Genomic DNA, 24,012 nt, shown 5'->3' with positions numbered 1-24,012 from the left:
CGAAACTCGGCTCCGGTGTGCTGCAGGCGAGCTGGTTGTGCCCGAAATAACTTATAATAAAGAGACTTATTGATAGTGGAAAAAGCAGTTTACTACTCCAAGGCAGCTGAAGGCCCTGAAAACGGGTCGGCCTATTGGATACACGCAAAAGATAATGTACGCCTCCGTGCGGGGCTGTGGAAAACCGGCCAGGCTTGCAAAGGCACTGTGTTCCTGTTCCCGGGTCGCACGGAGTACATAGAGCTATGGGGCCGCACGGCCGCGGATCTCGATAGGCTGGGCTATACGGCATTCGCGATCGACTGGCGCGGGCAAGGTCTCGCTGACCGGGTCACCGGGGACCGGAAGACAGGCCATGTGAAGCGCTTTTCCGAATTTCAGATGGATGCCGCCGCGATGTTCGAGGCTGCAGAGAAGCTTGATCTTCCGAAACCCTGGTATCTGATCGGGCATTCGATGGGTGCCTGCATTGGCTTTCGCGCTTTGACGGAAGGCCTGCCAGTGTCGGCGTGTGCATTCACCGCACCGATGTTCGGGATAAAACTTTCCCTTCTTGAGCGTATGGCAGCGTGGCCTCTGACATGGGCCGCTCAAGCCTTGGGAAAAGGCCACATTTATGCTCCCGGTTATACCGGTCAAACCTATGTTCTGGACTCTGCGTTCGAAGGCAACAAGCTTACAAATGATCCGGATATGTATCAGCACTGGGTAAATCAAGCCCGGTCGCTGTCCGAGCTGCAAATTGGCGGACCAAGCATGGGCTGGCTGTTCCAGGCGCTTCGAGAAACCCGGAGCCTGTCAGGCGTGGCATCTCCGCAAATCCCATGCATCACCTTCTGCGGCGATCAGGATCAAATCGTTGACATTCCCGCGATTCAAAACCGCATGGCACGCTGGCCCGGCGGCAGTTTGAAGTTGATTAAAAATGCCAAGCACGAGTTGTTTGCTGAAAGCCCCGCAGTCCGCGGGAGGATCTTTGCCCAAATAGATGGGCTGTTTTCTACGGCTATCAAAAAGGAACAGGCTGCTTGAGGGGAGTGCTGTTAGTGAGGTGAAGTCATTGGTGGCTGCCGCGAGGCACGGCCAAAGTAGAGTTTGGCGGCTCGAGATGAACCGGTCGCAGTGCCTGACGTATAAGGCCAAGGCACTGTGAAGTAACCGACCGGGTCTGGCTGCGATGAGGACGACCCGATGCCCTGGGAGGTCGATGTTTCGATCATCGACCGGTCCGAGCTCTCGGAATGGGAAGGCTTTTTCGGAAGTACACTCGATTTGCAGAATCAATCAGAGCTTCCAGCATCCCTGACCGCGTGACCCCTGTCGGGCATCTTTCGGTTGCGCTCAAGCAACGATCATCGGCATTGCATGCCTGTGCATAAGTCTGTGGATAGCCTTGCTTCCGCGGGATTTGTGCCAAAAGCCCTTGAATAACAGGGAATATTTACCTCAGCAGTAGCGAGGCGCCTCAACACCCAACAGCCCCCCTCAACAGAAATTTGTGGAACTCTGCCTGAAACCTGTTATGCAAAGCTAAACACAATAAAAAATTGAGGACAGTATGAGCGGGATTCGAGGCTCGAAAAGGCTTGAGACCTTTTCGAGCAAGCTTTCAAAGAGCTTGCAGGACCATAGCACAGAGATATTTCCTCCGGATGCTCAAAAGGGCCTGCGTTCATACTCAATGAAGGAGGTGGGCGACTTCATCGGCATCAATCCGAACACCTTCCGCCACTACATCAAGACCTACGCTGACAAGATGCCGACAGGCACGCTGGTAAACGGGAATCGGCGCTACTTTGCCGCTGAAGAGATGCAGGAAATCCGGGAATTTCTCTGGAAGGAGGGCCGTATTTCCATCAAGGAGTACCGGCGCCGGCAGCCTGGAGAAGAGCTGAAGGTAGTCACGGTCTTCAACCTCAAGGGGGGCGTTTCGAAGACCAGTTCAACAACCAATTTGGCGCAGCTTCTGGCGCTACGAGGTTATCGCCTCCTGCTTGTCGACCTTGACGCGCAGGCGTCGATGACCAACCTCTTCGGCTTGTCCCCGGAGCTGATGCCTGACATGCCCAGCTCCTACAACGTGGTGAGCTATAAGGCGCCGCTGCCTATCAGGGAAGTGATCCGCAAGACCTATTTCCCGGGCATCGACCTTGTTCCGGCCTCGATGGACATCATTGAATTCGAGTACGAGACCGCCCTCTCCTTCCGGGACGGCAAGTCCGGCTCCCCGTTTCACAGCCGCATGGCAGAAGCGCTGGATCAGGTCCGCAATGATTATGACATCGTGATGTTCGACACCCCGCCGCAACTTTCCTTTGCGGTGATCTCGGCACTCTTCGCTTCCACGGGGATGCTGATCCCCCTCACGGCCTCAATGCTGGACGTGATGTCGCTTGCGACCTTCATGGACATGGCATCCGAACTTATGCAGGTGGTGGAGGAGCAGGATCGGGATAAGACCTATGATTTCATACGCTTCCTGATCACCAGGTATGAAACCGGGGATCAGCCGCAACTGCAGGTGGCGTCCTATCTCAGAACAGTGCTCGGTGACTCTGTGATGAGCAATGAATTCGTAAAATCAACCGCGATCGGCGATGCGGCCAATACCAAGCAGCCGGTTCTGGAGGTTGAGCCACGGGACATGACGAGATCGACCTATGACCGGATCGTTACCTCCATCTCCGGCATCGCAGATGAGGTCGAAGCCGATCTCCGCAAGGCATGGGGGAGGGAGTAATGGCGCGCAAGAACATCTTCTCGAGCACGCTGCGCAATGCAATGAATGATCACGAAGCTGACCCTTCTGATGATACCGGCTTTGATCCGCCCGAATTGGGCGAAAGCCAGACGGAGACCAGCGCCTCTGGGGATCAGGATGATCTTACGCCACGCAAGCGTAGCAACCCGAACATAAAGATTTTTCAGAGATCCTTCCAGGAGCAGATGCTCCGTTCCCTTCAGGACGTTGATCCGACGCGTATCGACAGCTCGCGGTTCAAAGACCGGCTGGACGTCCGAGAAGATCTTGAAGCTCTGAAAGAGTCGATCAAGGAGAATGGTCAGCAGGTTCCAGTCCTTCTGCGGAAAGTTGCTGGAGACCGCTACGAGGTTGTATATGGCCGCCGGCGTATCTTGGCTTGCCGTCAACTGGGCCTAGATGTCCGTGCGATGGTTGTCGAGATCAGTGATGAAGATGCGCTGATCGCACAGGGGCTTGAGAATGCCGCCCGGCTGGAAACTAGCTATATCGAAAAAGCGATCTTCGTCACTCAGGTCACGGAAGCGGGTTACTCCTCGGATACGATCCACAAGGCACTTGGGATCGACAAGACACAAGCTTCGAAGATGCGCGGTGTGGTTCGAGACATTCCGCGGGACGTCATCATGGCCGTCGGCGCCGCACATGGCGCAGGACGCCGCCCCTGGGAGGCGCTGCGCAAGATCTTGTCAGGAGATGATGCTCCAGGCCAGGCACGCTTGCTGAAGATGATCGATCCGGATCTGCCGAGCCCCGAGCGCCTCAAAGCGCTCCTCGCGGCGTTGCGTAGGGAGCGCCTTTCTGAGGCCCCCTCCCCTACCCAGCAAACGAGGATCGGCCGTGACGGCTACAAGATGGGCCGCACACCACGTTCTCTTACGGTGAAAGCCGACCGGAAGGCTCCGCCAGCTTTCCTCGAATACCTGGAAAGGAATTTGGAGCGGATCTACGAGGACTGGCACGAGAACAAGGGTCAAGACATTGATAAATAGGAATTTTTCGGGTTTCGAATTGAATTGCCCAGTGGGCAACTCCTCGGCCGGTTCAGGTGTTGCCCGGCGGGCAACACGGCGAGCTGACCAAGCGTTGCCCGGTGGGCAATCCGCCCCTGAGAAATAGGAGCGCCCGGACCAAGCATCCGGGTTGAGGTAAGCGAGCAGAAGAAGGAGCAGGCATCTAGCAAAAGAACCCCCCAAAGACGATGTCTTCAGAGGGCCTCTGTTTTGTGTAGCAACTTACAGATAGCCCAAAATTGAATCACTGACAACACTGTATTCGGTGAACGGGGAACTTTTGCCGTCTGAAATGGCATGAAATCACTTACAACCGCGGCACTTGGTGCCGGGGCGCCGGAGACGTGCGCTCAAACCGCAGGATCGGCCTTCCGGCCGATCCTGCGCTGGGATCTCTATGGGCTTATCAAAACGTGCAAGAAGCGGCTCGGTCTGAACACGGGAGACCTGACGGCGCTGCAAGCCATGTTGTCCCTGCTTGACTTGAAAGATGCCAAGACAGGAGAAGTTCCAGGGACGCCAGATAAACTTCTCATCTGCTTCGCATCCAATACGACGATCTGTCAGAGAGCGGCAGGCATGGATGAGAGCAATCTGAGGAAGCATATTCGCAAGCTTGTTGACCGCGGTCTGGTGCGGCGCCGGAACAGCGCTACCGGCAAACGCTTTCCATTGAAGCGTGACGGCAAGATCGTCGATGCTTATGGAATCGATCTGACACCTGCGTTCCAAGCGGCTGCTGTCCTGCAACGGATGTCTGAAGAGATCATCCGGCAAGCTGAGGAGCGCCGCAACCTGCGCGCCGAGACCCTCTCATTACGGCGCAGGGCTCTTGAGTGCCTGACGTCCATTGACGATCATGCGCGCACGTTTCTGGACGGCCTCACCAAACTGCTCCGGCGCGAGACAACGACAATCGAGCAAATCGAAGAGGCGCGGTCACAAGTCCTGGAACTGCTCGCTAGTGAACACGACCCAGAACCGGATGCAAAATCCGAGTCCCCTGCCCTGCCCGCGGGCCATCCGGCTACGCAGCCTGACGTTGCGCCATCCGAAAACGCTGACGAACCCAAGGCTAAGTTGACTGCAGACGCACGCCAGACCGAAGATCGACCCGTCAGCAACGGGCATTCTACCCGCCAAGTAGAGTCACAAAAATTGAATATTAAAGAAAGGCCGGACAGTTCTGATACACCCTCAATAAATGCGCCTTTGGCCTATGAAGCAATGCTGGGGAAATATCCCCATGCATCAAGCTTTCTCCCTCCGCACGGACAGTGCAGAGATAGTCTGATGGACAGCTTGCGCTGCTTGGGTCTAAGCCTTGGTCTTCACCAAGTCCCATACGGTCAGGTGCTTCGCATGATAGGTCTGGAAAAGATCATCTCGATATTCGATCACATGATCCAAAAGGTGGAGATGATTAGTCATCCCCTTCCCTATTTTGAACAGGCCGTCAGACGGGCGTTGCCCGCGGGCACCGTATTGCCATGAGGAAGGAAGACGGCTCCTACCTGCATTGAAGCGTCTACCCCAAGCGTATCTGCAACCCAAAACCGCCATTGTGCGGCTGCAAGAACCCGCCGGAAGATCCGCGCATAGCTGAGCTTAACGAGCTGATCTTGGCTGTTGGCTTCAATCGCAAGGCCGTCTGCCGCTCAGCTGCTCGTGTCTTGCTGGGAAGTCATATCCACGTTCAGGGTATTTACGAATCTCAGTTGGCCGCCCTATAATGATCGCGACTACTTCTGTGCCAAGGGCATCCTCATTTAGATTGCCCGCTGGGCAACCCGCCACCACAATCTAGACTCACGCTGTCACGTCGGGCCCTTCGCATGAAACCCATTACGCTCACTGCCACCCGCCACGCTTCAAATGTGAGCAGAACTTTCTGCCGGCAGTGTTTGAATGCGCTTGGGTCAGGTCGGTGCGTTTGCCGCTCCTCTTTTGGTTTCCGAATGTCGGCCAAAATCATGGCAGCCGTGTTGCTATTTGCGCCTTCGTTGTATTAAGGCCAATACCGTGTCGCTATTCAATTGCCCGATGGGCAACGCCTTTCATGAGCGCCAACGAAGCTCAATCTCAGCTGTCCATTTGAATGTTGCCCACCGGGCAACGAAGGATCACCGACAAGCCTTACCCATGTTTCACCACATCTCCGCTTAAGATTTGCCCGCTGGTCAACCGCGTCTAAACTCTTGCAACCGGCATCTCGGAAGCGTCCTGAACCAACTGCGCGTAACAATTCGCAATGCAAGTTGCCCGGTGGGCAACTCAGCCACACGCAGTCTTCCCAAGGAGCCGCTTGATCCTCGAACAGAGACTGCCTAGGCGATGTAAAGGAGCTCCAGCGGTCGGCGTGCGCAAATCACTCTTATCCTTGGACCAAGCGGCAATAGGAATGCTTGGGGTTGACCCTAGCGGTCGCCCGCCAGGCAACCGAGACAGCTAATGTTCTTCGAAAAGATACTTGTCAGGAGAACACACTCAGACCTCCGCCAGGTCAATACGGCTGAGACCTGTGCTTCCAAAAGATATGCGATGCCACAACACCAACTGCTCGCGGAGATTTGGCCACGAATGACTTGCTCTCGTGGGCGACCTTTAACTCAGGTGAAGCCTTGCTGGATCACGAGCGGCAACACGTGCTGCGTGCCAGCCGGATGCAGTTGCCCGGTGGACAACTTGCAGAGCTGATAATAACCCGTAGGCCTTGGTACCGGAATGGAGCCATGTGCAGACGCGAGTCTCAAGAATTGCCCGGTGGGCAATTACGAGCCATCCGGTAGCCAGCAGCTTTCGCTTCCGTGTCGATCCGCATCCAGACTGGTGAATGATCAGAGATCGATTTGCGTGCAGCTTTACGGGCGCCTCTCCAGAGGGGAGGTGCTCGAACTCGATCCGCGGCCCTATGAATGCTGGTCCAGGTCCCGAATGGCCATCCGGCATCTCCTGCGACTACGCGCGGGCCAAGCGAGATCTGCGGACCGAAACGATGCTCAGCCATCGGTGGCGTTCGTGCTGTGCCGCGTCTCCTCTAGAGAGAGTTGCATCCCCGATGTAGAGGAGACGCGGCCAGAGGTGCTGAGCGCGAGTATAGCGGGAGCTGGAACTATATTGCCGGCAAGGAGCAGGAGGTAATCGTATCAGCTCCCAGTGGCAGGATCCTCTTTGCGCCGGAGGATGTCTAGGAAAAGTGGTCGGTTGCCGATCCTGATGTCTGGGCACCGGAAATTGGGGAGTTTTCTGGGGTGAAGAGGGGGATCTCATCGTCGAAGAGTTGATTGGTCTCGGCGATTGTGGAAACTTTGAGGTCCGATCAGGCGATCTAATCTATCCGCCTTATCCCGAGAGTTACACCTTGGCGCTCGGAAGTGCGGCAAGACCTGTCGAAAATGATGATCCAACGCCCGATCTATGAATCGGAAAAGGAGGGTTGCCCGGGTGGCACCCAGCCTGCGGCCGTGCCCGACATTCCTTCCAATTTTCCCCAAAAATTGAACGGCACCGAGATGACGGGTGATGTTTATCTTGTTGAAATTCAGTAACTTGAACCCAGTTGTTCAAATGTGAGATTTCGTGATGCTTGAAGCTCCGGATATCAATTTTTTGCGACCGGCCCTGTGGGTCAGGCTTACTTATCTGAAGTGCGCCACGCTTACGGTCGCGTGCCACCTCTATTGCCGGCCATTTGCGGGGGCAGGGGGCGCGTCTCGCCCTGGTTGAGTTTCAGATTTGGACCGGCGTCGGGGGAGAGAGGCTTGTTGTGCCCAGCATTCCCTTCCGAACGGAGGGCCACCGGCAGACCGTTCTTGTGGCGCCGGATTGGTCGGTCGTTGAAGTTCAAAGCGGTGAAGCGCTTGCTGTAGGGGCGAATTCGAACCCGGAGGCCGCAAGCCGCTGCGCAGTGAACAGGACCTTCTGGCAACGCTACATCGATACCGCCGTTTTCGACCATCCAGATCAGCCCGCACCGCGGCACGGCGGGGACAATTGGGTCCGGCTGCCATTGCCTGGCGATGCGAGCTTGGCCGCCTACAGGAGCGCGGGCAATGGTCACATCGGCTTCTTCCTGTCCGGCAAGGGGGGCAGGGGAGGTCTACGCTCTCCTCGCTTGCGAAGAGGATGATCTGCGTTCAGATACAGGGCTGACGGGCTTGCGCTTTCAGGCTTTCGGGATACCTGATCAGCGGGACACGATCGGCTACGAGGTCAGGCTTGAAGACTTTTTTGATGAGCAGGCCCAGTTGGACTGGCTGCTGGATGTCAGCAAAACGGGCCAGCTCTTCAGCTTCCCGTGCCGCATTCGACCTAGCTGTGTTTGAAACGACACTGTGCCACTTCTGGCGCAGCCATGGCGGGATCCTGATTTCTGGTCTTCAATATTTGCAGAGGCACACACAGCATCAAAGCCTTTCTAAACCGCGATTCCCCGGGCGGTTCAGAAGAAGAAACATGAAACGAGATTGTAGCCCGGTCGTGCAGATCTAGATAGTCTGTGCTGGGATGGAGGAATTCACTCGGAAGACCAGGCTGCTTCGTAGGCCTCTTCGATGAGGACGACTTCCTCTTCGGTCAGTGCCGAGAATTCCTTGCGCAAGGCGCGCCTGGATAGCTTGCCATTGCCTTGTTCCAGAAATCCTCGCAGCAGATCCACCATGCGTGCCGGCAAATCCAGTATCTCATCGACTCTGGATTTGAACCGGTCATAGCGCTCAATGTAGTCGATTTCTTTGGGGAGATCCTGCTCAACCGTTTCTCTGACGCAATCAGCGACGAACTCGGCATGCATGGTGCTGTCGAAGAAGCGGTAAAACACCGCCGTGTCTGACAGGACCTTCACATTTCCTTGGGCAGTGGGCTTCCAGTCGATGAACTCCATCATCGGCCCCGACACAGACTTTAGAACTTCGCTGTATTCCTCGATGCGCCGGTAGACCACGACGCTGATCGGAAAGACCAGGCCCGCTGGATTGAACCCGCCACGGGCCAAGACATGGTGCAGCAGATACCGATGAAGACGACCGTTTCCATCCTCGAAGGGGTGGATATAGACAAAGCCAAACGACACCGCAGACGCGACCACCATTGGATCAACGCCGCCCTCGAGAGCCCGTGCTTCATAGAGCGCAATTCCGTCCAGAAGGTCTGCCAGATCCTCATGACGGGCGCTTATATGCACCGGCTCCGGGATATTTCCGTCGCGGGTGTGACCACCGATAAATCCGCCCTCTTTTCGCACACCCATCTTCACGAAGCGCGCATCTTGCAAGACAATCTGTTGCAGGCGCTCAAGCTCGCCTTTCGATAGCTGGTGGCTTCCCGCCTCTCCGATTGCACGGGCCCAGCGGGCGGCGCGCTGGGGGCCGGGTTTCTCCTGCTCGATTGCAAAGGAGGCCTTGGAATCGTCCAGCAGCAAGAAGGCCGCGGCGCGCGACACGATATGGTGCGGCGCCTTTTCGGCGACCTCCCTTGCCCGAGCCGGCAATTTAAGCGCGATCAGCCGGTCGAGCCTCGAAGATCTCTGCACGAGCGGACAAAAGGCCGGAGTGCCGGGCAGGTTGTCGATGATTTTGTGGCGCGCCGATCGCTCTCCGGAGTTTATGGCGAAATAGATGTCCGGATCGAGCGCTGGCTCATACTTCACCTTCCCCAGATCAGGCAGGGCCAGCTTCTCGCCCGTCAGCCATTCCCAGAAAAACCAAAGCCGACGCGCCAGGAGGCCGGTCGTTCCTTCCAAGGCCCGGGAGATTTCGGAAGAGTCCGCAACCCTGGTGGTTTCATGCATGATCCGCAGATCAATGCCTTCGTTCTTGATGGCAAACATAAGGTGCTCGAACACGGTCTCACCCGGCCATTGCTGCGATCGGAATATCTCCCACTCCGGCTCGGATCGTCGTTCGTGGCGATCGGAAACAAGAGACAGGCGGCGTGGCATCGGCACGCGAAGGCCGAGCTCGCTGACCAGCCAGCCATATCCAGCAATCCGGCCCGGGCCGGGAAGCTTACGCCCATAGAAATTCATCACCGTGCCTCGAAATCTGTCACCAGCTGGGGCGAAACTTAGATTTCCCTCACCTGCGTAGCAAGATCATCCGTGTCGAAAACCTTCACTGAACGTCGCTTTTCTTCACTAATTGTACCATCTTGTCGAATTTCCTCACTGCATCCGCCGCCTGGGCACCGAAAAGTTAACCGACGAGGCGCAAAATCCGGGCTGGTTTTTTATGTTCAGACGGCTTCGAGTTGAGCGATGTCGTGCCATGTAACCGGCGGCAACCACACAAACTTTACGGTGCCCCTTCTGTCCCTGTCGGTCTGCTTTGCTACGAAGTCCTTGTAGTGGAAGTAGGGCGGGGGGTTAGTGGGACACCGCCCACGCGCTCGAAGTAGTGGGAATTGGGCCGGTAGACAGAGCAGGGCAGGGCGCTTTAGCACCCATCGAGTTTTTTCCTGTTTTCCAGCTGTCTCGCAGTTCATCTTGCCATTTGAAGGATTGTGGTGTCCGCGGCCGGACACGAACCGGCACGGCCAAGTGGTCAGGAGATTTTAAGTCTCCAGTGTCTACCTATTCCACCACGCGGGCTCTGGTGCGGGTGGAGGGATTTGAACCCCCAACCAAAGCGCTATGAGCGCTCTGCTCTAACCGTTGAGCTACACACGCAGATACTCGCGCAGGTTATGGTCAGGTAAGCCGGGCTGCAACAGGAAGCATGCAGGAGCCATCCACCCCATCGGCTTGGTGATGCTGCGCTGCGGCGTCACGGATCATGTTCAAGTTCCGGTTTGGGCCGATCTTGCGCAAGCGCCATGATTGGGGGTCTCTGAAAACACTTTCATTGAACCGGGGTCGGCCGCAGCATGCCGTCGGTGTCAAGGCTGAGTACGCTGCGCCAGAGCCGGGTCTTGAACACATGACATACCTCCGCGCCGGGGCCATCTTCGCGAGTCCCGTTCAGAAATCCCGACCATTCGAGCGGCCGCAGCACACAAGAAGTGAACGCGGCCATCTTTCGCCAGCCCGCGGTGTGCCAGTCTTGTGACTCATCGTAGAGGGTATTGAACAAGGCAGCCTCGGTCGTGCCATGGTCGGCCTCCACGTTTATCACGTTTAACCAGACGTCCCATTTTCCAGAAGGGCGGTCGTTGAAGCGTGCATAGGAAGCGTGATCGACCTGGAGCACAAAGTATGGGATTAGTTCGGCAAACAAGCGGCCAGGGGCTTGAGCGAGATCTGTTCCACGCTTGGTTAGCCGAAACTCACCCTTGAAGTGACGCCCCAGGCGCAAGGAAATAAGAAGGAAATGAAGAATCTCGAGCGGTGGAAAATCATACTCGTTGATCACCTTGTTGTAACGAAGCATCTCTTCTGCATTCTTCCCGGGCCAGTCGAAATGCTCGACGGCCCAATGGACGAAGGCGCGCTTGAACGCCTTCGTTTTGGTCAGACCGATTGATCCGTGTTTCTGAGCATATTGCAGGGTCATCAGAGCGCCCCGAAGCAAAGGAGAATGCGCAAGGTCGGGATGGTCATCTGCGATAGTGCGGAATTTGATCATGCCGGGATGTTGCCACAGACCGCGCTGTTATTCCATTATGTCCACACGGAGGGGTCTCACCACCTTTTAGGCATCCCACCTGCAGCGAATGCCGGAGTGAGGGGCCGCGCCGCAGAAAGTCGGCTTATCACTGAAAGGTAACCCAGGGCTGGTTTCTTTCGCCTGGCCAATATGTTGCGCGGCGGCTGAACACAGCCGCCGCACGTTCCTTTTCAGGAAGTTAATGGTTTTAATGAGCGGCACGACCAAGGCTTAGGATCTTCAGATCTCAAGGTCCTCAATAGACTTGCCAGCTTTCAATGCTTCGTGAACCCAAGCCGGTTTCCGCCCGCGGCCGGTCCATGTCTGGGATGCGTCTTTTGGATTGGCGTATTTGGCGGGTGCCTTTGTGCCGGACTTGCGGCCCTTTCCGCCATGAAGTGCAATCACATCTTCGAAGGACACACCGTGTTTGTCTGCTATGGCCAGCATTTCGGAATAGGCGTTTTGCTTGGCCTCTTTCTCCACTTCCACTTTGCGGGATTCGATTTCTTTTGCGAGCGCGTCCAGTTCAGTTGCATTCAGGCCGTTTATATCTATTGTCATGTTTCACCTGTGTTTTTGATTGTACCCGGTCAAAGCAGATATCGCAGTTAGCAGGCTGCTGAAATAGTTCCGCCTCGACAGCGGTTTGAGAACATGATTCACCTTCTGCAGGGTAACGGCGGGGGTGATGATGCGCGGGACGGACGAGACGAGCGGGTCGCTGTTCAGCTACGTGGATCTGGAAGAGCGCATCCCGCCGAGACACCCGCTGCGCAAGATCAGACAGGTGGTCAATGACGCGCTCGCCAGTCTCGATGCTGAATTCGAGGCGCTCTACACCGATTTCGGCCGCCCTTCGATCCCGCCGGAGCGGCTGATCCGTGCGAGCTTGCTTCAGATCCTGTTTTCGATCCGATCCGAGCGGCAGCTCATGGAGCAGCTGAACTACAATCTGATGTTCCGCTGGTTTGTCGGCCTCGGGATCGATGATCAGGTATGGGTTCCGACCGTGTTCACGAAGAACCGCGACCGGCTGCTGACGACCGAGATGTCGCGCAAGGTGATGGCGGCGATCCTCGCCCACCGCGAGGTTGCGCCGCTGCTGTCGGACGAGCATTTCTCTGTGGATGGCACCTTGGTGAAGGCCTGGGCGTCGATGAAGAGTTTCCAGCCGAAGGCAGAGGCCAGTCCGCCTGACGATGATGGGCCGGGTGATCCGCCCGCCCCGGACACCACCCCCGAAACCGAGCCTTCCGATAGCCCCGCCGAGACCGATCCGATGCCCCGCAATTCCCACCGCCGCCGCAATGCCGAGGTCGACTTCAAGGGCGAGAAGCGCTCCAACGCCACCCACGTATCGGCCACCGATCCGGACGCACGGCTCTACAAGAAATCCCCCGGCACCGGGGCCATGCTGTGCTTCATCGGGCATGCGCTGATGGAGAACCGCTCGGGCCTGGTCGTGCAGGGCGACCTGACCCAGGCCGACGGTCATGCCGAACGCAAGGCCGCTCTGGACATGATCCATCGCCATTCCCCTGGATCAACCCGGCAACTGACGCTGGCCGCCGACAAGGGCTATGACGCCTCCGGGTTCGTTTCCGACCTGCGCCAAGCCTGCGTCACGCCCCATGTCGCCCAGAAATCGAGATACTCCGCGATCGATGGCCGAACCACCCGGCATGAAGGCTACGCCCTGTCACAGAAGCACCGCAAGAGGATCGAGGAACCGTTTGGCTGGGCCAAGACAGTCGGAGGCATGGCCCAAACCCTGTATCGCGGTGTCGAGCGTGTCCGTTCGCGGTTCATCCTGACTATGGCGGCGAACAACCTCGCAAGACTGCCCCGGTTGCTGACCGCGTGACGCGGGAGAACGGCACCTGGCGCGAACGTCGAACGAGCCGAAAGACATGGTGATCACACGAACTAGCCCTGATGGCAGGACAGCGTTCCGACTCAGAGACTATTTCAGCGACCTGTTAGTGGCAAGTGGTTGCATATGTAGTCGAGCATAAATGCATAAATCCATAGCCGTTGTGGACAGCTATTGATTTTGGATCAGAAGGCTTCAATTGCGAACAAGTGTTAACCGGGATCAGGAGCATCTCCAATTATCGTTACCTGCATCTTAGCATAATTCTCGCGTCGCGCCGTGGTGAATTTTGATTTGGTGTCAATAGCAGCGAACCCGGGTATGCTTCATGAAAACTGGTTCGGCTGCCAAGAGGAAGACCGGCTTGCGATGTGCAATCTGGAGCTGGAACCAAGTCTGCGGACACCCGGGACCTGACCTCATGACCGACCAGTAGAGCACTTATTGGTATTGGCGTGATATTCTGTAAGCGAGAGGTTTGGCGGTGTCCTGATGGCAGGGCAAATGCAGGACCGTCGTTTTGCCGCAATGTGCGCGCGGCATCTGAAACTTCTACTCCAGCCGCGTCAGCGTCCAGCAGGTCCGGAATGTCTGGTGCAGGCGTGGGGAAATCCGCGCTTTGAGGGCTGATTGACCGTCGGGGAAGCGGTTTCATTGCCCGAACTGTCAATGCCCAATCCCAAGGTGGCCGAACCATCGAAAAAAAGAGCGGTGCGCATTGCCATGCGCAAAGTCTTTGACAAGAGGCATTGAGGGGGCTTTGCCCCCACGCGCCCGCAACCAGAAACCGACGTGACCGTGTCCTCGGCTGCGCCTGCGGGCCGCACCACTCCCATCGGTTTCCAGTTGCAGTTGCTACCCCCCACGCTTCGCCAGCGGGTCAGGTTTTAGAGACGGCGCCCTTGCAGGGCTCTGCTCAAAACCAGAGCCAAAGGGGACCTCCCGATGGCCATGACACAAAGGAGACGTTGGGTATGAACCTGTTTATGAAAAGCCAACTAGAGAAACTGCTGCAGAACGGGGCAATTGCGGCACGGGAGAGAGCAGGGGAGATTGCTGAGGACATGTCGCGGCAGCCAGTGGTCAAGCTATTCACGCCGTGGGGCGCCGCAACCTGGCTTATCAGCGAGATTGATCCTGAAGACAAAAACCTCGCCTTCGGTCTATGTGATCTGGGTATGGGTTGCCCTGAGCTGGGCAGCGTGTACATCCCGGAACTGGTGGCAGTCCGCGGTCCCTTTGGCTTGAGGATCGAACGCGACCTTTACTGGACACCCTCAAAACCGCTTGTGGATTACGCACGGGAGGCGCGTCATCACGGTGCCATCCAGGCGTAAGCTGAACTTTGTCTTGCATGGGGTAAAGGCCTGCCCTAACCGTGCTGCTAATACCCTATGAGCTTTTGGGCTGCTGACTGGCCGAGGTCAGTCAGCACGCCTGCAACAATGAACTTGAGCAAAACTAGCAGCGCTAGGAGGACCCGATTTGGTCCGGTGCGCGCTAATTCGGTTGAGGGCTGATACCCAATGTCTGAACTTGTGAATTCTCTGCGCCAAACCTGGCGTTCTGCCCAACTCTATATCGGTTTCCACCGGGACCAGAAGGGCGCGCGGCGCGCAGCCCCGAAGGTGTGGCCGCCGAAGAATGCCAGTGCGAGTATTCACAATGATCCAAGCGAACAGGAAGCCTTTGTTGTGGTCAGAAGCGCAGCAGGAGACACGGACCAGGACGTGCAAATCAAGCTGCGCCAGGACAAGATTGTCCTGCGCCGCGATTTCCCGGATGCCTGGAACGGGGTTCTTGTGACGGAAGATTCAGTATCGGTTGCGGTGGCGGGCATTTCGATCCGGATCAGCCATGATGGTTCCATCACCCGCGAAAGCAGCAGCGAGACCACGTGGGTGGAGGCAGACGGATCTGTGCTGAAGAAGACAGAGTTCGCTGAAGCCAGCATCTCCGCCGACGGGGTGGATTTGACACGCCGCACTTCCGATAGCATCGCAGCTGTTGGCAAAGATGGCATCATCGCCAAAGCGCGGTAGGGCGGGAAGTATCCCCGCAGCTTTGATATCTACTCCAAAATGCAGGCGCTGGAAACAGCAGATTCCGGCACCAGAGCCTCAACCGGGAGGAACGCAGGGCGGCTGCAGTCCCGTCCGGATTTGTTAACCGAAAGCCTGTTACAGTCAGAGCCGCCCCGGCATGTGTCCAGGGCATCCCGAGATTTGGAGGGGCATTTGACTGTGCACGGCGGACTCTTTTTTCTGACCGTATCCTGGGCCTCGATCTTCGGAGTCTGGTCAGGGCTTTTCGCGGGCGTGTATTGCCTCTTTTTGTGCGGCGTAAGATCGGGCGGGTTTTTCCGAAGCCTTGACCAGTTCTCAGTCTGGAGACGTGGCTAACAAGTTCAGATACCGCCACTCAATTAATTCATCAACAGGGCGGCCAAGGCACTTAACCGGCCGCTTGCATATCGCATTTTGCGCCATCTTTCAGAAGCTCGGAAAGCCGCCTTTTGCGTTATGAAGGCTTCCCATATGCCTGTCTCAAGCCCACATAAAACTGGAAGAGTTGAACCCGTTCCTGTAATGCCAGTGCGGTAATCAGGGATGTTTTGGTTATGATCCGGATCATTGCCCGAGCCGTGTCCAGCCTGCATTCATTGGTTTTGCTTGGGCCACTGGAGAAGCTGCAGTGATCCGCGCTGTTTCGGAGCCAAAGATCCTTTCCATCTGCTTGCCGTAGAAAGCCCGCGTGATGGTCGCGCGGTTCCCGGCATATCCATGATAAGCAGACTTGCCGGACGCCAGCGGCAGGCCGGCCCAGATCCGCGCGAGGTTGTCCATGAAGGCGGAACGTGAAATCCGGCCAGCGGCGAACTTCTGATACCCGGTGTCCGAAATCAGAAGCGCGGCCATACGGTTCTGAGTCTCCCGACTGAACCGGGTTCCGTCAGGCAGGCCGAGACGTTTTTGCAAGTTAAGCAAAGTCGAAGGTATGATCTGGAAATTTCCGATGGCATGGGGCTGGCCCGGCGTGCGGTCGATCCAGGCGTAGATTTCCGCAAGCGTCATCTGCGAGGGTTTCTTGCCGGGCTTCACCTTGGCGCCGTGATGGATCGCGTCATAGCGGCCGCCGGGAGCTTCAGCAAATGCAATGAGGGCAAACAGCTGCTCGACATTGGAGCCGGAGGGAAGGCGGAAGGTGGCCGGGGCAGGGGGCTGCTTTCCCGGCCGCGAGCGTTCAAAAGCATCGAGGGCAACCCACTCACTTTCCCTCGTGGCGAAGTTCCAGCCGCCCTGGGAGGAAGCCGGAGCCGAGGCCAGACTTTCGCGGATTTCAGTGGTCTCTTTCAGGTCGAAGCTGCCGGAGCTGGACCAGTCTCCGGCAGAGACAGCCGCAGGAGCCAGGAGCGCCATCAGGAGGGCCGAAAGGGCAATCCGTGGCCTCTGACCGCAGAGGGAAATCGAGGCGCTTTGCGCCGCCTCGTTGGCGGGCTTTTGGCTCAGCCCTCCCTGATGGTTCGGGCCAGCAACGCCCAATTCGGCCCTTCGGTCCTCATAGAAGGTCCACACCTCACGCAGTAAGCTGCCGGTGCGCATTTTCATATGTTTGGCCACATGACCCAGTTTACCTATGAAAACAGCTCCGAAATGTAGGTAGCCGAGCGGCTGGTTCCTCCTGAAGTCGCTGACCTCAGGAAAATTTCTAGCGCAGACAGGGGCAAAATGCCAGCCCCTGCGGTGGTCCACACTTTCTCCTAAATTCCCTCACATGCTTAGCCTGCGGGGGTGATGCAGAACATCGTTTAATAGCTCTTCACCGCGCCGTGCAGGGTCGGTTAGAACGGCGCTCGACAGGTCTTGCCCATGACAGAAGTCAGCTTTGGTCATTGGTCGACCACGCAAACTGCCTTCAAAATTCTGCGTCGCGGTCTGCATTTCCTGCCGTTCGCTGCGATAGCAAAGTCACTCTCGGGGCGAACTCACGCACTGCGGGACTTTCCTGACATTCGCTGCAAGCGCGCAATCCTTGCTGCATTTGCGAGGGCATTGGGAGGCCAGGCGGGAACCCGTCTTTTTCTGCAAACGCGAAGCCTTGTCTTAGATCCGCGAAAGCAGACATTGGTCCTCCTGCCATCTGCCGCGAATGGCATCATCGCACCGGCGATCATAAAGATCGAAGCGGTCCGGGTTGGGCATGTGCAGTTTGAAGAAGCCAATCAGAAGCCGCTGTCTGACTGCAAATTACCCTGTTACGATGGCATGTGCAGAGAATTCTGCGAGCTCGCCACGCCAGATCTGGCGGCCAAAGCAGAATGGTTTGCCGTCCGATCCGTAAATCACCTGTTCCAGCTCGATCCCTGCATTATAGGTCGGCAACCCGAGCAATCCTGCCTCCTCCTCATTCAATGCGCGCATACGGATGGAAATGTCGCCGGAATGAGGCGGCATACCGTATTCCCGCTCCATAAGCAGCGTTGTTGATTGCTGCAGGTCATGGCTGAAAAGATCCGGAAACAAATGCGCGACGGCAAATTCCTCTTCTACAAAGGCAGGGTGCCCTTTGAGCAGAAACAGCCGTGTGTACTTGTAAAGGGCGTCGCCCTCGGCCACTGCAAGCTTGGCCGCCAGGGCGGCGTCGGCCTGGGTCAGCTGTTTTGAGATCAGTTCGATCTTAAGACCAAGTTCGCCGCTTTCTGCATGGGCAAAGAAGCTGACCGTCTTGCTGATGTCATAGGTCAGCCGCTGCGGAGAGACGAATCGGCCGCGGCGCCCGGAACTGTAGGCGAGACCTTCCTGTTCAACCGCCAAAAGTGCGCGGCGGGCAGTCATCCTGCTGATGCCGAATTGCTTTCCGATGGCTCTTTCAGAGGGCAGTGCGCTATGTTCGGGCAGCTTTCCACTGCGGATCTCGTCGCGCAGGTGGTCGATAACTTTCTGAAAAACAGGAACTTTGTTTTCTGCGGCCGGATTATTTTCACTCATGCTGTATAGGTCCCACAGTTTTCCCTTGGTATATACCAGGACATTGGTATATACCAGTGGTCGAGAGTTTTGTTACCTGACTGCATGGGGAACCCAGAGAATGCAAGGTGGCGAAGCAGGTGGGGAGGGGCTGCTGCAGCCCGAAATTTTCTGGAGACAGGTGAATGAACGTGGTGCCGGATATTCAGGCTCTGGAGTTCGCAGCGGATGGCGGTCTGGGCGCAAGGGCGCGGATCGGGCTGATCGTGCTGCAATCCGACCAGACGCTTGAGCATGAGTTTTCCGCGCTTTTACGGCGAGATGATGTCGCCTTGTACCACGCGCGGATCCCGAACGAGATGGAAGTCACATGTGGCACGCTGCGCAAGATGGAGGCCGATCTTCCGGCGGCGGCTGAGCTGCTGCCGCCGGCGTTTGAATTCAGCGCAATCGGTTATTGCTGCACATCCGGCGCTACGATGATTGGCGAAGCACAGGTGGAACGCATACTGCGCACAGTGCATCCGAAGGCAAAGATCACCAATCCGCTGACGGCCTGCAAGGCTGCGCTTCAAGCCCTGCAGGTGAAAAAAATCGCGCTGATCACACCTTACGCCCCCGAAGTGACCACTGAGATGCGGGACTGCCTCGCAGCGGCAGGGTTCGAAGTGAATGCGATCGGAACCTTTAATCAATCGGATGACTTCAAGGTTGCCCGGATTTCCTCGCAAAGCATTCTGGCTGCGGTCAAGGAAATCGGCCAGCGCGATGATTGCGATGGTGTATTTGTGTCCTGCACCAGCCTGCGGGCGCTGCCCATTATCGCTGAAGCCGAAGAAGCCCTGGGCAAGCCGGTTCTGTCCAGCAATCAAGTCACCGCCTGGCACCTTGCCCGGCTGGCCGGGGTGCGTGACAGCGTCGCCGGGGCGGGCATGCTTTTTCACACTCAACTGAAGCCTCAGGATTAAGATGATGACGGACGTGCATCCTGCCGCTGAGCGCGGCTTCTCGACCGGCGAATTCGAGCAGCGGACTGCGATGGCGCAGAAAATCATGGCGGGCCTCGGGCTGGATGCCCTGCTGCTGACCACAGAACCCGAGGTGCGTTATTTCACCGGGTTCGACACCATCTTTTGGCTCAGCCCGACGCGGCCCTGGTTTGTGGTGATCCCGGCCAGCGGCGCCCCCATCGCGGTGATCCCGGAAATCGGCGGCCCCAGCATGTCGCTGACCTGGATTTCCGATATCCGGACCTGGCTGGCACCGCAGCCGGAGGACGACGGCATTTCCCTGCTGGCCGATACCCTGCGCGAGGTGATGCCCAATGGCGGCACCCTGGGCCTGCCGATGGGCCATGAAACCCATGTGCGGATGCCTGCGGCTGACTTTCAAAAACTGCAGGGCAGGCTGGGCGGAATTTCTATTACCGACGGAACCGATGTTGTCCGCCGCCTGCGGATGGTGAAATCACCCTCTGAAATAGCCAAGATCGCGCGCATCTGCAGCATAGCCTCCGCCGCTTTTGAGGACCTGCCGAACCATATCCGGGCAGGCGATACCGAACGCCAGGCCTTTGCCAAGTTCAAGATCGACCTGCTGCAGAAAGGTGCCGATGACGTGCCGTATCTGGTTGGCAGTTCAGGTGCTGGCGGGGTCTCGGACGTGATCAACCGGCCCACCGACCGGGTGATCGCAGAAGGCGACATGCTGCTGCTGGATACCGGCTCCCTTTGGGGCGGCTACAGCTGCGACTTTGACCGGAATTATGCCTTCGGCCATGCCACGGATGCGGCCAAATCTGCCTATGACCTTGCCTGGCGCGCAACCGAGGCCGGTCTGCAGGCCGCGCGTCCCGGTATCACCACCACGGATCTTTGGGGCGCTATGGCCAAGGTGCTGGAGGAGGGCGGTTGCAGCGGCCATCAGATCGGCCGGATGGGCCACGGGCTGGGCATGCAGGTGACCGAATGGCCCTCGCTGATGCCCGGTGACAATACCGTGATAGAGGCCGGCATGGTGCTGACGCTTGAACCCGGCTTCGCCTTTGGCGGCAACAAGATGATGCTGCACGAAGAAAATATCGTCATCCACGAGGATGGCGCCGAACTGCTGTCGCGCCGCGCTGAGCGTGAACTTCCGATCATCACATAAGCCACGGATATCACCAGAATGACCAAGCAACTCCCGTCCCACGCGCAGGTTGTCATCATCGGCGGCGGCATTCACGGCTGCTCGGTGGCCTATCACCTGGCCAAACAGGGGCTGACCGATGTTGTGCTGCTGGAGCGCAAGCAGCTGACCAGCGGCACGACTTGGCACGCCGCCGGGCTGGTTGGGCAGCTGCAGGGCAGCCACGCCACCACTGCCTTTGCCAAATACGGCATCGAGCTGTTGGAGGAGATTGAGGCGGAAACCGGCCAGAACCCGGGCTACCGGCGGTCCGGCTCCATCTCGGTCGCGGTGAATGATGAACGGATGGCCGAGCTGAAGCGCAAGGCGGATTTCGCGGCGCTGTTCGGGATTGAGGCGCATTACCTGGAAACCGCCGAAATCCAGGAACGCTGGCCGCTGATGAACCCGGACGGTGTGCTGGGCGGCATCTATATGCCCAGCGACGGCTCAGCAAACCCGGTCGATCTGACCACGGCGCTGGCCAAGGGCGCGCGGATGCACGGCGCCAAGATCCTGGAGAACATCAAGGTCGAAGAGGTGCTGACACGCGACAACAAGGCCGTAGGCGTGCGTACGGATCAGGGCACCATCGGCGCGGATTGTGTGGTGAACTGCGGTGGCATGTGGGCGCGGGAGCTGGGCCGCCAGAACGGTGTCGGGGTGCCGCTGCACGCATGCGAGCACTACTATCTGGTGACTGAGGCGATTGATAATCTGCCCAGTGACCTGCCAGTGCTGCGCTCCTACTGTGACGGCACCTACTGGAAGGAAGACGCCGGCAAACTGCTGTTCGGTTTTGCTCATTTCCAGGCCAAGCCCTGGGGCATGAAGGGCATCTCAGAGGATTTTGAATTCGACAGCCTGCCGTTTGTCGAGGACGACGTGATGGAGGTGCTGGAACTGGCGATGAACCGGGTGCCTTTGCTGCAGGAAACCGGCATCCGCACCTTCTTTAACGGGCCGGAAAGCTATTCCTATGACGGGCGCTTCATCCTGGGGCAGGCGCCGGACATCCCGAATTATTTTGTGCTGGGCGGGGTGAACTCCACTGGTATCCAGTCAGGTTCCGGTGCGGGCCGGGCCTTGGCCCAATGGATCATCGACGGCCACCCGCCGATCGACCTCAGCGAAATGGATCCCAAGCGTTGCGAGGAATTTCAGGCGCGTGATCCTTATCTGCAGGAACGCTGCCCGGAAACCCTGGTGCTGACCTATGCGATGCACTGGCCGAACCGCCAGCGCGAAACCGTCCGCAACTTGCGCCGCACGCCGTTCTACCATCCTATGAAGGCCCGCGGTGCCTGTTTCACCGAGGCCCAGGGCTGGGAACGCCCCGGCTGGTTCGCGCCCGAAGGCGTTGAGCCGAAGTATGAATACAGCTTTGGCCGCCAGAACTGGTTTCCGCAGGTGCAAGAGGAACAGAAGGCCGCCCGCGAAGCTGTTGCGATGATCGACTACACCATGCTGGGCAAGCTGATGGTCGAGGGCGCGGACGCCGAAAGTTTCCTGCAGCGGGTCTGCACCAACAACATGGAGATGCCCAATGGCCGCGTCGCCTATACGCTGATGCTGAATGAGCGGGGCGGTATCGAAAGCGATGTCACGGTTGCGCGTCATGGCGACGACAGCTTTATGGTGATGAGCTCGATCTCGCACACCCGGCGCGACTATTTGCATCTGCGCGACCTGATCCAGCCGGATGAAGACGTGCGCTTGCGCGATGCGACAACTGCCTATGGCGTGCTGGGGATCATGGGGCCTAAAAGCCGTGAGCTGTTGCAGGCCGTCAGCGATGCAGACGTGTCGCAAGAGGCATTTCCGTTCAACAGCCTGCAGCATTTCCACATCGGCCACGCATCGGTGTTCGCGCAGCGCCTGTCCTATTCCGGCGAGTTGGGCTGGGAAATTTTTGTCACCCCTGATTTCGCTGAGCATGTATTCGAAGTTCTGATGCAGGCCGGTGAACAGTTCGGCATCCGCCTGATCGGTGGTGAAGCCCTGAATGCGCTGCGGCTGGAAAAGGGCTTTGTCCACTGGGGCCACGACATGGCCTATACCGAGGCGCCGCATCAGATGGGCATGGAGTTTGTCTGCAAGGCAAAGAAACCCACCCCGTTTATTGGTCGCGATGCCTATCTGGCGCGCAAGACGGAAAACAAGGGGCCGTTCCTGTGCTCGGTCAAGCTGCGCGACCCCGGGCCGCTGCTGCATCACAACGAACCTGTTCTGCGGGACGGCAAGATTGCGGGCTATGTGACCGCCGGCGCCTGGGGCCAGACCGTCGGGGCGGCTGTCGGCCTGTGCCTGCTGAACCTCCCGGACGGTGAAACGGACAAGGCAGCGGTTGAGACCGGCCAATTCACGGTCCTGGTGGAGGGGCAAAGCATCGAGGCCGATGTCAGCCTGACCCCGTTCTACGACCCGCATAGCAAACGGATGCTGTCCGGCGCCTGAAGGAGCGGGGAGCGATTGTGCATAACTGCTGGTTATCATGAGCTGGTAAGAAAGGTCGTTATGAGATGTGCATTTGGGACAATAGGCTGGTTTGAACTTTGAGCGCGAAGGCCAGATGCAGTCCCTTACGGCGGGCAGAGAGCGGGAACGGGCGTTCAGCGCCGCTAGGGAGAGACGGCAAGCTTTAACCGAAGACACAAGTTAATTTCTGGGAGGAACCTATGACTTGCAAGCTACTTAAGACACTTGGCAGCGCTGTTGCTGCAACGGTAATCAGCACCGTGGCTGCTGTTGCCGGGCCAATTGATGACCGGATCGCCGCAGGCGAGCCGATCCGCATTGGCTTTTCCAATATTCCAATCTGGGGCTTTCCGGATGAGAACGGCGATGCCAAGGGTTTTGTGAACGAAATCGCTTTGGGCATCCTGGCTGAAATGGGCCACACTGAGGTTGAAACCACGGTGACCGAATGGGGCGGCTTGATCCCCGGTTTGAAAGCCAACCGCTATGACATGATCACCGGCGGTTTGTACATTCTGAACAGCCGCTGTGAAAACATCGCCTTTTCCGAGCCGATCGGCTCCATGGGCGACGCCTTTCTGGTTCCTGCGGGAAATCCGAAGAACATCAATAACTACAAAGATGTCCTCAGCAACGACGCCTCTGTTCTCATCATGTATTCCGGTGCCAACACTGTAGAAGCCTCGCGCAAAGAGGGTCTGGAAGACTCGCAGATGATGCAGGTGCCTGGCCCGACCGAAACTTTGGCGGCAATGAAGGCAGGACGTGCGGATGCGGCGGCTTTGACCTATTTTGAGGCGCTGTACCTTGCGGACCAATCCGAAGGCGCGTTTGAGGTGACCGATCCGGCGGCGCTGCCGGAATGGACCAAAAACTGGGTCGGCATCGGGTTCCGGGATGAGGATTCCGAATTCATGGCGAAATTCAACGCAGCACTTGCCGGTTACATCGGCACCGAAGGCATGCTGAATGCGGTGTCCGAATACGGCTATACCGCCTCGCATCTGCCTGGTGATAAATCTGCAGAATGGGTTTGCGGCAACCGCTAGGTCGTCCAGGCGGCGGGTTCTTGCAACCCGCCGCACCCTGCACGTTTCCCGAGATGACAGAGCGGAACTATGAATATCTTTGAATTCGTTATCCAGTACTGGCCGCGTCTGCTGGCCGG

At 57.6% G+C, this 24,012-nt stretch carries 18 protein-coding genes and 2 tRNA genes; 13 read left to right on the top strand and 7 right to left on the bottom strand.

Annotation, left to right across the window (positions count from 1 at the left end):
- The first annotated feature begins 75 nt into the window (after positions 1–75).
- From AQUI_RS0100975 to AQUI_RS0100945, 6 genes are all read left to right on the top strand, one after another.
- On the top strand, positions 76–1,032 hold the full coding sequence (locus AQUI_RS0100975) for an alpha/beta fold hydrolase (protein WP_051371721.1): 957 nt from the start codon (positions 76–78) through the stop codon (positions 1,030–1,032).
- A 526-nt stretch (positions 1,033–1,558) separates the two neighbouring features.
- Positions 1,559–2,740: a plasmid partitioning protein RepA gene (gene repA, locus AQUI_RS0100965; RefSeq protein ID WP_084294175.1), complete on the top strand. Its 1,182-nt coding sequence runs from the start codon at positions 1,559–1,561 to the stop codon at positions 2,738–2,740.
- The gene (gene repB, locus AQUI_RS26640) at positions 2,740–3,753 is read left to right on the top strand and encodes a plasmid partitioning protein RepB (protein WP_051371719.1); all 1,014 of its coding nucleotides are present in this window, start codon (positions 2,740–2,742) and stop codon (positions 3,751–3,753) included. The genes repA and repB overlap by 1 nt, the downstream gene beginning before the upstream one ends.
- Positions 3,754–4,071: 318 nt before the next feature.
- Positions 4,072–5,268: a helix-turn-helix domain-containing protein gene (locus AQUI_RS0100955; protein ID WP_027255868.1), complete on the top strand. Its 1,197-nt coding sequence runs from the start codon at positions 4,072–4,074 to the stop codon at positions 5,266–5,268.
- Positions 5,269–7,169: 1,901 nt separating this feature from the next.
- Positions 7,170–7,322 carry a hypothetical protein gene (locus AQUI_RS30490; protein WP_156916733.1) on the top strand — a complete coding sequence of 51 codons (153 nt, stop codon included), beginning with the start codon at positions 7,170–7,172 and terminating at the stop codon, positions 7,320–7,322.
- Between the two features lie 504 nt (positions 7,323–7,826).
- Positions 7,827–8,099, top strand: a complete 273-nt coding sequence (locus AQUI_RS0100945) for a hypothetical protein (protein WP_027255867.1) — start codon at positions 7,827–7,829, stop codon at positions 8,097–8,099.
- 191 nt (positions 8,100–8,290) lie between these two features.
- Here the strand turns inward: AQUI_RS0100945 and AQUI_RS26635 are convergent, their stop codons facing one another.
- From AQUI_RS26635 to AQUI_RS0100915, 5 genes are all read right to left on the bottom strand, one after another.
- On the bottom strand, positions 8,291–9,799 hold the full coding sequence (locus AQUI_RS26635; RefSeq protein ID WP_035919419.1) for a Fic family protein: 1,509 nt from the start codon (positions 9,797–9,799) through the stop codon (positions 8,291–8,293).
- A gap of 474 nt (positions 9,800–10,273) precedes the next feature.
- A tRNA-Leu gene (locus AQUI_RS0100935) sits at positions 10,274–10,360 on the bottom strand.
- 2 nt (positions 10,361–10,362) lie between these two features.
- A tRNA-Met gene (locus AQUI_RS0100930) sits at positions 10,363–10,438 on the bottom strand.
- Positions 10,439–10,610: 172 nt separating this feature from the next.
- Positions 10,611–11,333 (bottom strand): hypothetical protein, encoded by a 723-nt coding sequence (locus tag AQUI_RS0100920; protein ID WP_035919418.1) that lies wholly within the window; start codon positions 11,331–11,333, stop codon positions 10,611–10,613.
- A 261-nt stretch (positions 11,334–11,594) separates the two neighbouring features.
- Positions 11,595–11,918 carry an H-NS histone family protein gene (locus tag AQUI_RS0100915; RefSeq protein WP_027255865.1) on the bottom strand — a complete coding sequence of 108 codons (324 nt, stop codon included), beginning with the start codon at positions 11,916–11,918 and terminating at the stop codon, positions 11,595–11,597.
- Between the two features lie 130 nt (positions 11,919–12,048).
- On the opposite strand from AQUI_RS0100915, the gene AQUI_RS0100910 reads away from it, so the two are divergent.
- From AQUI_RS0100910 to AQUI_RS0100900, 3 genes are all read left to right on the top strand, one after another.
- On the top strand, positions 12,049–13,221 hold the full coding sequence (locus AQUI_RS0100910) for an IS5 family transposase (protein ID WP_027255855.1): 1,173 nt from the start codon (positions 12,049–12,051) through the stop codon (positions 13,219–13,221).
- 983 nt (positions 13,222–14,204) lie between these two features.
- Positions 14,205–14,567, top strand: coding sequence for a DUF2958 domain-containing protein (locus AQUI_RS0100905; RefSeq protein WP_027255864.1), 363 nt, complete (start codon positions 14,205–14,207; stop codon positions 14,565–14,567).
- 189 nt (positions 14,568–14,756) lie between these two features.
- Positions 14,757–15,272 (top strand): hypothetical protein, encoded by a 516-nt coding sequence (locus tag AQUI_RS0100900; RefSeq protein WP_027255863.1) that lies wholly within the window; start codon positions 14,757–14,759, stop codon positions 15,270–15,272.
- Between the two features lie 588 nt (positions 15,273–15,860).
- Here the strand turns inward: AQUI_RS0100900 and AQUI_RS26630 are convergent.
- Together AQUI_RS26630 and AQUI_RS0100880 are read right to left on the bottom strand one after the other, a co-directional pair.
- Positions 15,861–16,838: a lysozyme family protein gene (locus AQUI_RS26630; protein WP_051371718.1), complete on the bottom strand. Its 978-nt coding sequence runs from the start codon at positions 16,836–16,838 to the stop codon at positions 15,861–15,863.
- Between the two features lie 639 nt (positions 16,839–17,477).
- Entirely contained in the window at positions 17,478–18,218 is a 741-nt protein-coding gene (locus AQUI_RS0100880; protein WP_027255862.1) for a GntR family transcriptional regulator, read from the bottom strand.
- A 164-nt stretch (positions 18,219–18,382) separates the two neighbouring features.
- On the opposite strand from AQUI_RS0100880, the gene AQUI_RS0100875 reads away from it, so the two are divergent.
- The 4 genes from AQUI_RS0100875 (at position 18,383) to AQUI_RS0100860 (ending at position 23,893) form a co-directional block, all read left to right on the top strand.
- Positions 18,383–19,165 carry a maleate cis-trans isomerase family protein gene (locus AQUI_RS0100875; RefSeq protein WP_027255861.1) on the top strand — a complete coding sequence of 261 codons (783 nt, stop codon included), beginning with the start codon at positions 18,383–18,385 and terminating at the stop codon, positions 19,163–19,165.
- A 1-nt stretch (position 19,166) separates the two neighbouring features.
- Positions 19,167–20,348 (top strand): M24 family metallopeptidase, encoded by a 1,182-nt coding sequence (locus tag AQUI_RS0100870; RefSeq protein ID WP_084294171.1) that lies wholly within the window; start codon positions 19,167–19,169, stop codon positions 20,346–20,348.
- A gap of 18 nt (positions 20,349–20,366) precedes the next feature.
- On the top strand, positions 20,367–22,823 hold the full coding sequence (locus AQUI_RS0100865) for a GcvT family protein (protein WP_027255859.1): 2,457 nt from the start codon (positions 20,367–20,369) through the stop codon (positions 22,821–22,823).
- 221 nt (positions 22,824–23,044) lie between these two features.
- Positions 23,045–23,893 (top strand): transporter substrate-binding domain-containing protein, encoded by an 849-nt coding sequence (locus AQUI_RS0100860; RefSeq protein ID WP_027255858.1) that lies wholly within the window; start codon positions 23,045–23,047, stop codon positions 23,891–23,893.
- The last annotated feature ends 119 nt before the right edge of the window (positions 23,894–24,012 follow it).

The organism is Leisingera aquimarina DSM 24565, from assembly GCF_000473165.1.
In the GTDB taxonomy this organism is placed as follows: Bacteria; Pseudomonadota; Alphaproteobacteria; order Rhodobacterales; family Rhodobacteraceae; genus Leisingera; species Leisingera aquimarina.
Note: the sequence above shows the minus strand (reverse complement) of the source record. Positions and strands in the feature narration are given on the sequence as shown.